Raw genomic sequence first — 14,966 nt, 5'->3', positions numbered from 1 at the left:
CTTACCTCCACCTTAATTCCTTCTTTCAAAACTATACCTATCAATCGTTTCCCCTTTTTTTAAGTTTCTTCTCTTTTTGTTAAGAAAGATCTGACTAATGGATAGCTTAATAAGGGGGGCATCTAACAATTTTTAACGGCTAAAATGGTACGATCGATCCGCGCAGGGGAGCAAGACTTTGTAAAGCGTTTTCAGCCTTATCACGACTGCTAAAAGCGCCTATTTGCCAGAGGGAACGACCTTTGTAGGAAGTGGGGAAAGCGTCGGGATAGAGAGAACGAACTTTGCTGCGATCGCTCTCGGTTTTGGCTTCAATTACTACTTTAAAACCTTGGCGGCCACTATTGCTCATATTACCACTACTGGGATTAGCAGCTGGTCGATTAAAAGTAATCACATCCGATAAACTTCTCTGATTGCCTAGGTTGCGCGGCGGCGGTGGTGGTACAATTGCATTAGTATTCTGGGAATTGGGAGGAGTTAGGGGGGGTAAATTAGGGGTAACTGGGGACGGTGGGGTAAAATTTGGCTCTGGTACTGGATTAGTGACCCCTGGCTGAGGATTGCTCTCTACTGCTGTTTCTGCAGCGGTAAAGGTATATTCTCGCACTTCGGGATTAGGGGAAGGATTAACCGGTGTTTCTGCTTTGACGGATTCTCTGGGGAGGGAATAACTATTACCCGCGAGTAATTCCGGGGGAGGATTGAAACTGGGACTATCGGCAGTTAGATAGATATGACTGAGATTTTGACCGGCTAGACTGCGTTTAGTAAAGCGCCAGCCATCGATGAGATAAATTTGGATTAAACCGGTCCCTAAACCTTTTGTCCGTCCAATAATTACCTCTGATTGTCTGGGATTGCGGGGAGTTCCCACGAGGACTAATTCCCCGTTGCGTTGTACGATACGCAGCAGGTATTCTAAACCGTAATCTTTGCCCTGAATGCGAAGGGAATAACCGTTACTGTCGGTGGCTCGTTCACAACTGCCGGTAAAATCGAAATCGAGGAGGAGAGGCTGAACAATGGTCGGTTCTCTGCCATTTACTGCCCAACATTGGCGTTTTCTGGGAATTTGTTGCAAAATCAGCAAATCGTATTTACCGTTACCGTAGGGACGGGCAATAGCGATAAAATCCTCTTGATTAACTTCTCGTTGTTCAAAGAGAGTTGCTTGACTGGGTGTCGTCAGGAGACAACCCCCCAGAAGTGAAAACAGTAGGGTAAATTTTAGGGATGATTTTAGATTCATAAATAGGGAGCCTTGTTATGGGGATCGTACTTGCATTTATTTTATCGATTTAGACGCAAGTCAGAGAATTTTGTTTTCCTAGGGGAAATAGTTTTATAATTCAGCCGTCGGCCGTCAGCCGTCAGCCATCAGCTAGGAAAGGCAATCAGGCCAATTGAAAGGTCTTGGAGTCTGCTCAATTCTGCTGGATTTTTGCTAGGGATTTATTTTATCTCGGAGAATAAAGCTTCTAAGTCTTGACGACCGCTAACTATTCTTAAAATCTCTACTGTGTCATCAGTAACTCGATAGAAAATAATATATCCATCTAAAGGCAACCCTCTCAAGGACGGTCTAATATGACTGTAACTACGTCCTCAATTGGGAAATTGTGCTAATTGTTGACACTTTTGGGAAAATTTTATCAATAGTTTTTCCCCAGCTTCCACGTTTACCGCTAAAAAATAATCAGCAATCTTGTTTAAATCTTGACTGGCTGATGGGGCAATAATATAACGATTCATGATTAGGATTGACGCTCTTTCTGAAATTTTTTTAAAATATTGTTGATAACTGTTTCGACCTCTAATCCTTCCCCATTGTCTAATTCAGCTACAGCAATATCAATTTGATGACCGGTTTCTTCTCGCCATTCTAAATAATCTTCATTGATGTTGGACAGCAAGTGTAAAGCGGTATCTATGAGCTGCTCTACATTATCAAATCTGCCACTTTTTAACTGTTCTTCGATAAATTTTTCTTGATTTGGTTTTAGTTGAATATTCATACTAATTTTTGTTAGTTCAAGACTAAATTATAAGCATTCCATTTTATTATACTGCAAGGAGCAGACAGAATAGACTAAGATTATCGCTGATCTAGGGGCAGAAATAAGGTAACAATCCACAGTAGGATAGAGATTGCTAAAAATTGACTCTTGAGTAGAGTGGCAACAAGATGGCGAAAGCGGCGATTATTGGATTGGGAAGATCGGGAATAGCAGCGGCAAGATGCTTAAAACGGGATGGTTGGCAGGTGACATTAAGCGATCGCTCTGATTCTCCCAGTTTACAAGCACTGCAAACCAATCTGGAAAGAGAAGGAATTATGGTCAATCTTGGTCAAAATCTCAGTCTAGAGGCTTCAGACTTGCCTAATCTTATCGTGGTTAGCCCCGGCGTGCCTTGGGATGCCCCGATTTTAATTACTGCCAGAGAAAAAGGCATCGAGACGATCGGAGAATTAGAATTAGCTTGGCGTTATCTGCAATCTTCCCCTTGGTTGGGGATTACGGGAACTAACGGTAAAACCACCACCACCGCCCTCTGTGCCGCTATTTTTCAAAAAGCGGGGTTAAATGCCCCTTCCTGCGGTAATATCGGCTATGCTGCCTGTGAATTGGCTTTAAAAGCCGATAAATACGATTGGATTATTGCGGAGATTAGTAGTTATCAGATCGAGTCCAGTCGGGATTTAGCGCCGAAAATCGGCATCTGGACAACTTTTACCCCCGATCACCTCAGTCGTCATCAAACCCTAGAAAATTATTATCAGATTAAAGCCTCTTTACTGCAAAGAAGCGATCGCCAAATCCTCAACGGTGATGATCCCTATCTGCGTCAAATCGGTGTTAGTCAATGGCAACAAGCTTATTGGACTTCTGTGAAAGGCAAAGAGGCGCTTTTGGGCGATCCTAGTCGTGGTGTTTATCTGCAAGATAACTGGATCGTGGCTTTTGGGGAGTTAATTGCCCCGGTTAATCTCCTGAAAATGGTGGGTAGTCACAATCAGCAGAATTTGCTTATGGCTGTGGCCGCCGCTAGATTGGCAGGAATCGAGAAAAAAGCCATTACCGAAGCGATCGCCACTTTTCCCGGGGTTGCCCATCGCTTAGAGTACATTTGTACTTATAAAGGACTAGACTTTATTAATGATAGTAAAGCAACTAACTACGATGCCGCCGCCGTGGGTTTACAATCAGTCCCTAGTCCAGCGATTTTAATCGCGGGAGGAGAAGCGAAAGCAGGGGATGATCGGGCTTGGATCGCTGAAATTAAGGCAAAAGTCGCCACTGTGCTGCTGATTGGTGACGCTGCCGCCGATTTTGCCCGTCGTTTACAGTCAGCAGGTTATCAAGATTATGAATGTGTAGAGACGATGGACAGGGCAGTTCAACGTGCGGCTGAATTAGGACTGGCAAAAGAGGCTAAAGTGGTGTTATTATCCCCAGCTTGCGCTAGTTTTGACCAATACCAAAGTTTTGAACATCGCGGCGATCACTTTCGGCAATTGTCCTTACAGTTGTAGGGAGATGGGGGAATGGGGAAGTGGGGAAACTCAACTAAAACCCTAAAACCCCGTTGCGGACGGCTAAGACGTAATTTTTGTTGCCAAAGATACTATTTTTTGGCTAAGTTGGGTAAGATCAGGAGGAGTTAACCAAAAAAATTAAGAGAAAAAAACGTGCTGGGATCGTCCTTCCGTCGTGATCATCTTTTTAACAAGCCCCTAATTGTCTGTCTTTTGTCCTGTGTGGGTGTCTTGCTACCAATCCCAGTTTTAGCGACACCGGTGGCAGTGTTAAAAAGTCAAGAAAATGCCAATCAATGGACAGATATAACCGAACGTTTGCAAAATGTCGGGGTTAATTACTGTATTCTCCAGAGTAATCAGTGGCAAAGCGACGCGGATTTAAATAAAATTAAGGTTTTAATCATCCCCAACGTTGAGACTATTTCCGGTTTACAAGCTGATGTCTTGAGTCGTTGGCTGAATCGCGGTGGTAAAATTATTGTCACCGGTCCGGCGGGAAATCTTTCGGAACCTGCTGTGCGGAATCAACTGCGATCGCTATTCGGGGCTTACTGGGCTTATCCCCACCCTCAAGCTTACACCCTGCGACCGACTAATTTAGGCGAACTGAAAAACCAAAAACCTTTAGCCAGCAGTCTCCTCGGTGGTGTGGTTATCCCCACGGGAATTAATAGCCAAACCGTTGCCGTCTGGGGGGCACGCAATAATCCCCCTGCCGTTGTCCTCAATAATAACTCGATCTTTCTCGGTTGGCGCTGGGGCAGCGATGCCGTGGCTAATCTCGCCCTCGATAGCGCTTGGCTAGAAACCGCTCTGCAACGCTACGGCATTAATCGCAGTTCTTCTCCTAGCACAATTGCGCCCTATTGTCAAGGGCAATCAACAATAGTTAATAATATTAATAATACACCAATGGCGACCGCACCCCGTCGCCCTCTACCCCAGATTGCAGAAAATCCCCCCAGGGAAACGGCGAGATTAAGTCCGAGTACCGAGGCAATTCCCCCCAGAGCGAGCCTAACTTCTCAACAAATTAGCCAGATGACGGCAGAATTGCAGGGATTAATCGGGCGTTATGGGGCGACTCTCTTAGCTTTAGAAGCCAGTAATAATAACACTTTAACTACCGATAAATCCCTAGCACAAGCATTTCATAATCGGGCAAAAAATTCCCCCACCTCGGATGGGGCGAGACGATTCCGTTTAGCCCTAGAAAATGCCCAAGGAACCTTAAATAATTTTCAGAATTTAATCGCTCAGGGGGACTATACCCAAGCGCGGGAATATTGGTTACAAGCGCGGCGAAATCTTTGGGATAATTATCCCACTAATCGACAATTTGCCCAACCAGAAATACGAGCAATGTGGTTAGATCGAGGCACGATCGTAGAAGCTAAAAATGAGGAGGATTTAGCTAAAGTATTCGATCGCATGGCGGCAGCGGGTATTAATGTGGTCTTTTTCGAGACAGTTAATGCTAGTTATACTATTTATCCCAGTCAAGTTGCCCCCGAACAAAACCCTTTAACTAGAGGTTGGGATCCCCTCAAAGTTGCCGTTAAATTAGCCCATGAACGCAATATGGAAATCCACGCCTGGGTGTGGGTTTTTGCGGCGGCTAATCAAGCTCATAATAAAGTATTAGAGCAACCATTAAATTATCTCGGTCCAGTTTTATCGCGTAATTCCGATTGGGGTGCAACTAATAAAAGTGGTGGTTCTTTTGATTACAGTCAAGGCACGAAAAAGGCCTTTTTTGATCCTGCTAATCCCGAAGTACAGAACTATCTTTTATCTCTTTACGAGGAAATTGTCAAGAATTACGATGTGGATGGCTTGCAGTTAGATTATATTCGTTATCCTTTCCAGAGTCAAGATTCTAATCAAACCTATGGTTATGGTAAATCCAGCCGTTGGTTATTTAAACAAATGACAGGAGTTGATCCCATTACTTTAAATCCCCGGGGTGCTTTATGGGAACAATGGACTAGCTTTAAAATCCGTCAGGTTGATACTTTTGTCTCCCAGGTTTCTACTCGTTTAAAACAGATTCGCCCCCAATTAAAAATGTCGGCGGCGGTGTTTCCCCTAGAACAAAAAGAACGGTTATATCGTATTCAGCAAAACTGGGAAGAATGGGGACAAAATCAATGGATAGATATAATATTTTTAATGACTTATGCTCTCGATACAGGGACTTTAGAAGATAAAACCCAGTCTTTATTTGATCGCCAAATTGCAGGAAATGCTCTGATTATACCCGGTATCCGTCTGTTAAAAGTACCCGATCAAGTCACCATCGATCAACTACAATTTATTCGCAATCTTCCCACTTCGGGATTCGCTCTTTTTGCCACAGAAAATCTCAATCCCAACCTGCAAACAATTCTTAATCGCATTCAGGGATCGATAATTACGAAAAAAGCTGAACCTTTACCCCACCGTCAACCCTTTAAAACGGCAGCAGCGCGGTTTAATTCTCTGCGTCAAGAGTGGAGTTTTTTAATAGTTAATAATTTATGGGCAATGGAGGAGCGAACCTTAAAAACTTGGGGGCAAGAAGTGGACGAAATGGCTAATCTATTAGAGCAATTAGCTAATAATCCCAGCCCTCGCAATTTGACTTTAACTCAAAATGCTCTAAAGCGATTTAGCTATCAATTTAAATCTGTGATGTCCAGACAAAAAGATTTATCTGCCTATCAAATACAAGTCTGGGAAAATCGCCTCGCAACCCTACAAAGTCTCCTAAGTTATGGTCAAAGGGTTGAGTTTTAAGTAGTCGTGCAGAATTAATTTCCCAGTAGAGATAGGCACTCTGGCAAGAGACAGCCATCAGTTGTTTTATCCCTACTCCCCTACTCCCTAATCTGTTTCCCAACCCCCAAAACCCGATGAAAATAAAAGACAGCCAGAAACCTTTGTTCAGCTTCTGACTGGCGGAATTTTAACGACGACGGGTTCTTTGTCGTCTTCGGGCTACTGCTTTACGCTTTCTCTTTTCTTGAGGGGTTTCAAAAAATTGATGCTTTTTGATATCCGCATAAATTCCCGCTTTCGCTACCTGTCGCTTAAAACGACGTAGGGCTGATTCGATCGCCTCGTTCTGACCAACTACCACTTGGGTCATTAACCTAATTCACCTCCTGTAACTGCTCTCTGCCTAAAAAATGCCAACTCCTCATTATAGCACAATCTAGCGTAAAAAGCGATCAAGGCCGCCTTTAATTAGGGCGAAGGCATCTTAAGAGATATCCTGCAAAAGTCTTATTCAGCCACCTGATGATAGCCTAAAGCAAGTTCATAATTGTCAATGCCAGCAAATGGCTCTCTTATTCTTTGTGTGATCAGTTTAACTTATATAGGAGAGAGCGATCTTTGTGTCCTTTGTGTCTTTGTGGTTTGTTCGACTCGCTCGCCAGGATAACTGCATCTTAGAATACATTTTACCCACCAAACCGAAGAGAGCCAGCAAATTTTTGGCTCCGCAAGAAGTTGAGATTTTATAGCTCTCAAAAGGGAGTGGGAATGATCAGATCAAGTTTATTTTCGGTCTGAGGATGACGAAAAGATAATTGTTTAGCGTGTAGGTACAAACGGTCGGACTGCTTACCATTATACAAGCGATCGCCTAAAATTCCTATCCCTAATCCCGCTTGACTATGAACGCGAATTTGATGAGTCCTCCCCGTGTAGGGAATAAATTCGAGGCGAGAATAATTGCCTTCTTTACCGATAACTTTAAAATAGGTTTGACTAGCTTTTCCCCTTTGCCAGTCCACAGTTTGATAGGGTCTATTTTGCGGATTGCCCCAGAGAGGTAGGTCAATTATACCCGATTCTTGCTCAACAATTTCTGATAATATAGCTTCGTAGATTTTCTCCACTTCTCGCCGTTGAAATTGTTGGGATAAACAACGATAAATATCTAAACTTTTAGCTAGTAATAATATACCAGAAGTTTCTCGGTCTAAACGATGAACGGGAATAAGATTTTTTCCCTGACGACGAAACCGATTAACCACAGCATCTTGACTATCTTGATAACGTCCTGCTACCGATAATAATCCTGGGGGTTTATTAATAGCAATTATTCCCTCGTCTTCGTAGATAATTTCTAGAGATGAACGTAAACCAGAGAGTAAAAAACCCATGAGAGGTTGACATCTTTCTTGACAAGCGCCATAAAATTCTCCCTGTTTTCTATCTCGATTCGATTCTCCCCACCAAAATTCGGCCATAGCGATGGGTTTTAATCCTTTCATAGCGGCATAATTTAATAATTTTGGGGCGCAACATTCTCCTGTTCCTGTTGGTAACAAATTACTGCCCATCAATTTAGCTAAGGAGAGAGATTGTCCAGAAAAATTATTTAAACAGTAGGATTGATACAGCAATTCCTGTAACTGTTTGGAGAGGTTTCTACGCTGTTGCTTAAGTTCAATAATTCTCTGATTGGCTAAGTTTATTTTCTCAATTAAGGGTTCTAAAACTTGTTTTTGTTCCTGTTTTAATTGCTTTCTTGCTCTTTTTTCCTGACGACTGAGATTATTTAACTTTTCTAATTTTTCTGAGTTTAAATCTCCTAAATTTCTTAATCTATCTCGTTCCTGTTTATGGTTTTGATGTTGTTGCTGTAAAGCTTGGATTTTACGTTCAAAACTTGCTTGATTGAGTCGATATAAATTATGTTCGGGAATTGATTTTAAAGTGATAATTTCCTGTTTAATTGTTTCTAAAAGTTGCAAAACTTGCTTTTCTTCCAGCACAATTTTTTCTCTCCCCACTAGAGATGGAACCCAGCCAGCAGCTTCTCCCTGTCCAGAAAAAGCTTTTAAAATTTCTATTTCGCCATCGGCATTTTCTCCTAACAAAATGCCATACATTTTGCCTTCAGGATTGGTGATAGTTGTCATCAAATCTTGGGCAATTTTTTCAGCCAAAAGAGTGCGGGGCAAGCGCAATAACTCGCCCGTTTCGGGACAAATTCCTTGATAATAATAAGTAACTTCCTTCACTCTTTAAGAACAGGAAAAGGGGCCAGAGATACCCCTAAGAAAAACAGTTGGCAAAGAAATCGATAGTTTCCTGTAAAGCGACAATAAAGCTATCAATTTCTTCGCGGGTATTATAAAAATATAGACTTGCCCGCGCGCTGCCGGAAGCATCAAAAAGGCGGTGTAGAGGTTGGGTACAGTGATGACCGGAACGAATAGCGATTCCTTCGTGGTCTAATAAAGTAGCTAAATCACTAGCATGAATCCCTTCCACATTAAAGGCGGCTAAACTAGCCCGACCTTGGCCTGTTAAACTAGGTGGCGGCCCGTAAATTCTTAAACCCTCAATTTCTCCTAATTTTTTGAACAAATGGGCGGTTAACTCTTCCTCGTAGGCATGAATATTATCCATCCCTAAACCCATTAAATATTCTACCGCAGCACCGAGGGCAATCGCTTCGCCAATAGCGGGGGTTCCAGCTTCAAATTTGTGGGGCAGTTCGGCACAGGTAAAATGGTCTAAATAGACTTCTGCAATCATTTCGCCACCACCAAAAAAGGGCGGCATTGCCTCTAAAATCGCCTCTTTGCCGTACAAAAATCCAATACCGGTGGGGGCGCACATTTTATGACCACTAGCCACCAACCAATCACAATCTATGGCCTGCACATCAATGGCTAAATGGGGGACACTTTGACAGGCATCAATTAATACTTTCGCCCCGACTTGATGGGCAAGGCTGACTATTTCGGCAACGGGATTAATACAGCCTAATGTATTAGAAACATGAAGGACAGCAACTAATTTAGTTTTCTCAGATAACAAGGATTTATATTGTTCTAAATCAAAGCTTTCGTCGCTGGTTAATGGCACATATTTAATCACCGCCCCCGTCTTTTGGCAGACAATTTGCCAGGGGATTAAATTACTGTGGTGTTCCATCACCGAGAGAATAATTTCATCCCCTGCTTTCAGGGTATTTAATGCCCAACTGTAGGCGACTAAATTAATCGCTTCCGTGGCGTTGCGAGTATAGACAATTTCCTGACGAGAAGCGGCATTAATAAACCTAGCCACCTTATCTCTGGCCCCTTCGTAGGCTTCCGTTGCCCGGACACTTAAAGTATGCGCCCCCCGATGCACATTGGCGTTATCTTTTTCGTAATAGTTTCGCAGGGTTTCTAAGACTTGAATGGGTTTTTGGGAAGTGGCGGCACTATCGAGATAGATAAGAGGTTTATCGTGTACGGTTTGATGGAGGATAGGGAAATCGGCGCGGACTTTTTGGGCGAGGGTTTTTTCTTGGATAATTGTCATTTTAGTCAGGAGTCAGAGGGGTACTTTGGGCAGGTTGACACCCACCCCGGTAGAGTTATTCCACACTGCGACAGGCGACACATTGCCCCAATCTTTGGCGGAGGGATTCTAGAGGAATTTTAGCTAAAATCTCGGCCGAGAAAGCATCAATTAACAAACTGCGGGCGGTGTCGGCGCTTAAGCCCCGGCTTTGCAGATAGAATAAATCATCGGCTTCCAGTTGGCTAATGGTTGCCCCGTGGGAACATTTGACGTTATCGGCGGTAATTTGTAATTCCGGTTTGGTGTTGACTCGTGCCTTGTTAGAAATTAACAAATTCCGATTTAACTGGGAAGCGTTGGTTAATTGGGCGGGTTTGGGAACAAACACTTTACCATTAAAGATGGCGTGAGCGCTACCATCAACGATACATTTATGCAGTTGGTTGGCGATGCCGTGGGGATGGTTGAGATAGATGGCGCTGTGGGTATCGGCGGTTTGTTGTCCGGTAATCATGGCTAATCCGTGCAGATTTGTCTCGGTTTGTTCTCCTTTTTGCAGGATATCGAGGTTATGACGGCAGAGTTTAGCTCCTAGATTTATCTCGTTGAGAGTGTAACGGCTATCGCGCTCTTGTTCAATTATCGTGCGTCCGATGTGAAAACCATCTCCCGATTCCCGTTGTACTCTGGTATGGATGACCTCGGCGTTGGCTTCGAGGTAAATTTCCGTGACAGCGTTGGTGAAATAAGAGTAATTTACAGGTAAATCGGAGCAATATTCGGCTAAAGCTCCGTAATTCTCGATAATATTGACACTGGCTCCCGTTTCCGCCACGATGAGGCTATGGGGCTGATAAAAGCGGGGAATTTCCTCCACAACGGTGATAAATAAGAGATGTATCGGGGTTGTGACAACGGTGTTAGCGGTGACGTGAATTACTGCCCCATCGCTTAAACCAGCTTGGTTGAGTGCGGTAAAAAATTCGGGGGTTTTTTCTTTCCCTAGATAGTTGACAAGAACATCTTTTTGTGCATTGGCGAGATTGCTGACGCTGACACCGGGGGGTAAAGCGGAGATATCGGACAATTCAGGCTGATAAATGCCGTTAACGAAGACTATTCGGCTGTTTTTGGCTTCGGGCAGTAAAAAAACAGCCAGAGCATTTTTATCGATTGTAACGGTTTGGGGAGCGCGAAAATCGATCGCCCAGAGTTGACTTAAATCGGTGAATTGCCATTCTTCATCTTTTCTGCCAGGGATGGCTAATTCGTGAGCTTTACTGGCTCCCGATTCTCTTAATTCGAGAATTTTACCGTTATCGATAGTGGGAACCGTTTCTCGCGACAATTTTAACAATAATTCTCCTGATTGTTCAGGTTTCGTGATTATGGCTGTCATTGGTAGGAGGGGTTGGAGGGTTGGGGGTTGGGGTGTAGGGTGTGGGGTGCGGGGTGTGGGGTGTGGGGTGTGGGGAGAATAAATAAAAGCCATCTCCTGATAACTGATAACTGATAACTGATAACTGGTAACTGATAACTGATAACTGATAGCTAGATTATTTAACGGCTAATAATTGTTCGTCGAGGAAATCGTAGCCAGTTCTTTCTAATTCGAGAGCTAATTCTTTACCGCCACTGGTGACAATGCGCCCATCGTACATAACATGAATAACATCGGGTTCAATGTAGTTGAGCAGACGCTGATAGTGAGTGATAAGTAAAAAAGCGTTATCGGGAGTAGCTAAGTGATTGACTCCCTGGGCAACAATTCGCAAAGCATCGATGTCTAAACCGGAGTCAATTTCATCGAGAATTCCTAAAGTAGGTTCTAATAAGGCCATTTGGAGGATTTCATTACGTTTTTTCTCACCACCGGAGAAACCTTCGTTTAAACTTCTGCCAAGAAAGCTAGGATTCATCTGGACAACTTCTAGTTTTTTCTCGACTAATTCCTCAAAGTCAAAACTATCTAATTCTTCCGAACCTAAATATTTTTGTCGGGCATTATAGGCAACGCGAAGAAAATCAAGGTTACTAACGCCGGGGATTTCTAGGGGATATTGGAATGCGAGAAAGATACCCATAAGCGCTCGTTCATCGGGTTCTTTGTCTAAAAGGTTTTCACCTTTATAAATTATTTCTCCCCCAGTTACTTCATAATCGGGATGTCCGGCAATTACTTTGGAAAAGGTACTTTTTCCTGAGCCATTGCGCCCCATAATTGCGTGGGTTTCCCCTGCTTTAATTTCGAGGTTAACTCCTTTAAGAATCTGATTTCCATCAATACTAGCGGTTAGATTTTTTACCGATAAAATTACTTCACTCATGAGATGTTTTTCTAGAACAAAAATATTAGTTTTGGTGGTTGACGGCGAATCATCAATTGATGGATAAATTGTCTTAGCTTTTGGTGGGTTACGGCTATCGCCTAACCCACCCTACTTTACTGATTATCCGACGGTTCCTTCTAGCTTGAGACTGAGGAGTTTATCAGCTTCGGCGGCGAATTCCATCGGTAATTTACTGAGGACATCCTTACAGAAACCACTGACTAACATAGAGACAGCATCTTCTTCGGAAATACCCCGTTGTGCGAAGTAGAATAATTGGTCTTCACCGATTTTAGAAGTAGAAGCTTCGTGTTCTACTTTAGCACTGTTGTTATCCACCTGAATATAGGGAAAAGTGTTAGCTTCGGCATTATCTCCAATCAGCATAGAATCACACTGGGAGTAATTTCTTGCTCCCTTGGCTTTCGGTCCCATTTTCACTAAACCGCGATAACTATTTTGGGAATTACCCGCAGAAATTCCCTTAGAAATAATAGTACTCTTGGTGTTGCGGCCAATGTGAATCATTTTCGTACCTGTATCGGCCTGTTGTTTGTTATTAGTTAGGGCAATTGAGTAGAATTCCCCGACGGAATTATCGCCGACTAAGACACAACTGGGATACTTCCAAGTAATTGCCGAACCAGTTTCCACCTGCGTCCAAGAAATCTTAGAATTAACTCCTTTACACAGACCCCGTTTAGTGACGAAATTGTAAATACCTCCCTTCCCATTGGCATCGCCAGCGTACCAATTTTGTACGGTCGAATATTTAATATCCGCATTATCGAGGGCGACTAATTCCACGACGGCGGCATGAAGTTGATTACTATCGTACATCGGAGCGGTGCAACCTTCTAAATAACTTACCGATGCCCCTTCTTCAGCGACAATTAAAGTCCTTTCAAATTGTCCCGTCTCACCGTTATTAATCCGAAAATAGGTGGACAATTCCATAGGACAGACGACACCTTTGGGAATAAAAACAAAGGAACCATCGCTAAAAACGGCAGAATTAAGAGCGGCAAAATAATTATCACCCACGGGAACCACAGTACCGAGATATTTCTGCACTAAGTCGGGATGTTCCTGTAAAGCTTCCGAAATAGAACAGAAAATAACCCCTTGTTCTGCTAGTTTTTCTTTAAAAGTTGTGGCGATAGAAACGCTATCAAAGATAGCATCGACGGCGACGTTAGAAAGGCGTTTTTGTTCCGAAAGAGGAATGCCTAATTTTTCAAAGGTTTCGATTAAAGTGGGGTCAACTTCTTCAAGACTGTTGAGTTTTTCTTTTTTCTGTTTGGGTGCAGAGTAGTAGATAATATTTTGATAATCAATGGCAGGATAGGAAACGTGCGGCCAACTGGGTTCGGTCATCTTTTGCCATTGATGGTAGGCCCGGAGACGAAAATCGAGCATGAATTCCGGTTCCTTCTTTTTCGCCGAAATTAGGCGAATAATCTCCTCATTCAAACCGCGAGGGATGGTTTCCGATTCGATATCGGTGATGAAACCGTACTTGTAGGGTTGGTTAACGAGGTTTTTAACGGTGGTTGCACTCATGGGGGTTAGTGTTCTCTCTACGCGGTAGGCAGGGGAGGCAGTTAAACAACTTTCCTGTTGTTTAAATTGATTATATAATAGATTAACAACAAAGCTGTTGTCAAAGTCACGGAAAATTTGAGAGGATGCTGATAAACCTCTGTTATTCAAGTTACTCTGTAGGGGTAATTGGCCGCTCCTTGACCCTCAGCAATTGTACGCTAAAGCCTCTGTTTTTGGTATCATGACCACGACTCAACCCGCCTCGACGAAAGACGATATTCTACAATATTTGCTCAAAAACGGTCAATCTACCGCCCAAGACTTGGCCGAGGAGTTAAGCATTAGTCCGCAAGCGACGCGCCGCCATCTTAAGGATTTGGAGGGGGAAGGACTGATCGAATATTTTGCGGTACAAAATAAGATAGGACGGCCCCAGCACATTTATCGTCTCAGTCGTCAAGGTCGTGGCCGTTTTCCCCATAATTACGATAATTTCGCTGTTTCTTTCCTCAATACTCTCGTGGAGACGGTGGGAGAGCAACAGGTGGGGGAAATTCTCAAAAAACAGTGGCAACGCAAAGCGGCAGAATATCAATTGCGCCTCGGCAAGGGTTCTTTAGGGGAAAGAATGAGAAAATTGCTGGAAATTCGCCAAGAGGAGGGTTATATGGCAGAATTAGTGGCACTGGAAGCAGAAAATAGTTATATCCTGGCCGAGCATCATTGCGCTATTGCTGAGGTCGCCGGTTCCTATCCCAGTATCTGTGGCCATGAATTAGAAATGTTTGCCATGCTGCTTCCCGATTGTACGATCGAACGGACTCACTGGATCAATCAAGGTGAGCAACGATGTGGTTATCTAATTAAGTGCAAGAGATGACAGAAAAAGATTAGAGATTTTCATCGGGATTTATGCCCAATTCCCGCAGTTTAGCCGCTAATTTTGCGGATTTCTGCCTTTCCTGTTCAACTTGGGTTTCTGCCTGTTGTGCCGCTTCTGCGGGAGTGGGTACTAATTCACCTTCGGGGGTAAAATAGCGCAATTTATTGGCAGATAAACCCAAATATAAGCCTAATTGTTGACTCCAGAGCCGTCCCTGAGCATTGGGGGTAATCGGTTGATATTGACCGCTAATTAGGGTTTGCTGAAAAAGTCATTGAAAAGTACAGGTCTCTTAATCAATGATTTCACTTAGCTACAAGCATAAGCTTTAGTTGTTGATTAATTTTTAAGTCATAACTTATCCTAA

General features: G+C 43.3%; 11 protein-coding genes and 2 pseudogenes. 3 read left to right on the top strand and 10 right to left on the bottom strand.

Annotation, left to right across the window (positions count from 1 at the left end; all coding sequences use genetic code 11):
• Positions 1 to 139: 139 nt before the first annotated feature.
• The 3 genes and pseudogenes from EWV60_RS15405 to EWV60_RS15395 form a co-directional block, all read right to left on the bottom strand.
• Complete coding sequence (locus EWV60_RS15405; protein WP_287233170.1) at positions 140 to 1,252, bottom strand: DUF3747 domain-containing protein; 1,113 nt, start codon at positions 1,250 to 1,252, stop codon at positions 140 to 142.
• Between the two features lie 203 nt (positions 1,253 to 1,455).
• Positions 1,456 to 1,755, bottom strand: a pseudogene (locus EWV60_RS15400) (type II toxin-antitoxin system RelE/ParE family toxin).
• Between the two features lie 2 nt (positions 1,756 to 1,757).
• Positions 1,758 to 2,018, bottom strand: coding sequence for a ribbon-helix-helix domain-containing protein (locus EWV60_RS15395; RefSeq protein WP_002739380.1), 261 nt, complete (start codon positions 2,016 to 2,018; stop codon positions 1,758 to 1,760).
• Positions 2,019 to 2,188: 170 nt separating this feature from the next.
• Here EWV60_RS15395 and murD point away from each other — a divergent pair, with 170 nt between their 5' ends.
• Together murD and EWV60_RS15385 are read left to right on the top strand one after the other, a co-directional pair.
• Positions 2,189 to 3,538 carry a UDP-N-acetylmuramoyl-L-alanine--D-glutamate ligase gene (gene murD / locus EWV60_RS15390; RefSeq protein ID WP_002739189.1) on the top strand — a complete coding sequence of 450 codons (1,350 nt, stop codon included), beginning with the start codon at positions 2,189 to 2,191 and terminating at the stop codon, positions 3,536 to 3,538.
• Between the two features lie 156 nt (positions 3,539 to 3,694).
• Positions 3,695 to 6,322: a glycoside hydrolase family 10-like protein gene (locus EWV60_RS15385; RefSeq protein WP_287233167.1), complete on the top strand. Its 2,628-nt coding sequence runs from the start codon at positions 3,695 to 3,697 to the stop codon at positions 6,320 to 6,322.
• Between the two features lie 169 nt (positions 6,323 to 6,491).
• Here the strand turns inward: EWV60_RS15385 and rpsU are convergent, their stop codons facing one another.
• The 6 genes from rpsU to sufB form a co-directional block, all read right to left on the bottom strand.
• Positions 6,492 to 6,674 (bottom strand): 30S ribosomal protein S21, encoded by a 183-nt coding sequence (rpsU, locus tag EWV60_RS15380; protein WP_002738938.1) that lies wholly within the window; start codon positions 6,672 to 6,674, stop codon positions 6,492 to 6,494.
• 382 nt (positions 6,675 to 7,056) lie between these two features.
• Positions 7,057 to 8,562, bottom strand: coding sequence for an RluA family pseudouridine synthase (locus EWV60_RS15375; protein ID WP_287233166.1), 1,506 nt, complete (start codon positions 8,560 to 8,562; stop codon positions 7,057 to 7,059).
• Positions 8,563 to 8,596: 34 nt separating this feature from the next.
• Complete coding sequence (locus EWV60_RS15370; protein ID WP_287233164.1) at positions 8,597 to 9,859, bottom strand: SufS family cysteine desulfurase; 1,263 nt, start codon at positions 9,857 to 9,859, stop codon at positions 8,597 to 8,599.
• Positions 9,860 to 9,914: 55 nt separating this feature from the next.
• On the bottom strand, positions 9,915 to 11,240 hold the full coding sequence (gene sufD, locus EWV60_RS15365) for a Fe-S cluster assembly protein SufD (protein ID WP_287233162.1): 1,326 nt from the start codon (positions 11,238 to 11,240) through the stop codon (positions 9,915 to 9,917).
• A 157-nt stretch (positions 11,241 to 11,397) separates the two neighbouring features.
• The gene (gene sufC, locus EWV60_RS15360) at positions 11,398 to 12,168 is read right to left on the bottom strand and encodes a Fe-S cluster assembly ATPase SufC (protein WP_002778368.1); all 771 of its coding nucleotides are present in this window, start codon (positions 12,166 to 12,168) and stop codon (positions 11,398 to 11,400) included.
• A 123-nt stretch (positions 12,169 to 12,291) separates the two neighbouring features.
• The gene (gene sufB / locus EWV60_RS15355; protein WP_036395285.1) at positions 12,292 to 13,734 is read right to left on the bottom strand and encodes a Fe-S cluster assembly protein SufB; all 1,443 of its coding nucleotides are present in this window, start codon (positions 13,732 to 13,734) and stop codon (positions 12,292 to 12,294) included.
• Positions 13,735 to 13,957: 223 nt separating this feature from the next.
• Here sufB and sufR point away from each other — a divergent pair, with 223 nt between their 5' ends.
• The gene (gene sufR, locus EWV60_RS15350; protein ID WP_002756126.1) at positions 13,958 to 14,596 is read left to right on the top strand and encodes an iron-sulfur cluster biosynthesis transcriptional regulator SufR; all 639 of its coding nucleotides are present in this window, start codon (positions 13,958 to 13,960) and stop codon (positions 14,594 to 14,596) included.
• Between the two features lie 10 nt (positions 14,597 to 14,606).
• Here sufR and EWV60_RS15345 read toward each other — a convergent pair.
• Positions 14,607 to 14,858, bottom strand: a pseudogene (locus EWV60_RS15345) (Uma2 family endonuclease); the annotation flags it as partial.
• Between the last annotated feature and the right edge of the window lie 108 nt (positions 14,859 to 14,966).

The organism is Microcystis sp. Msp_OC_L_20101000_S702 (assembly GCF_007095705.1).
Classification (GTDB): Bacteria; Cyanobacteriota; Cyanobacteriia; order Cyanobacteriales; family Microcystaceae; genus Microcystis; species Microcystis ichthyoblabe_A.
Note: the sequence above shows the minus strand (reverse complement) of the source record. Positions and strands in the feature narration are given on the sequence as shown.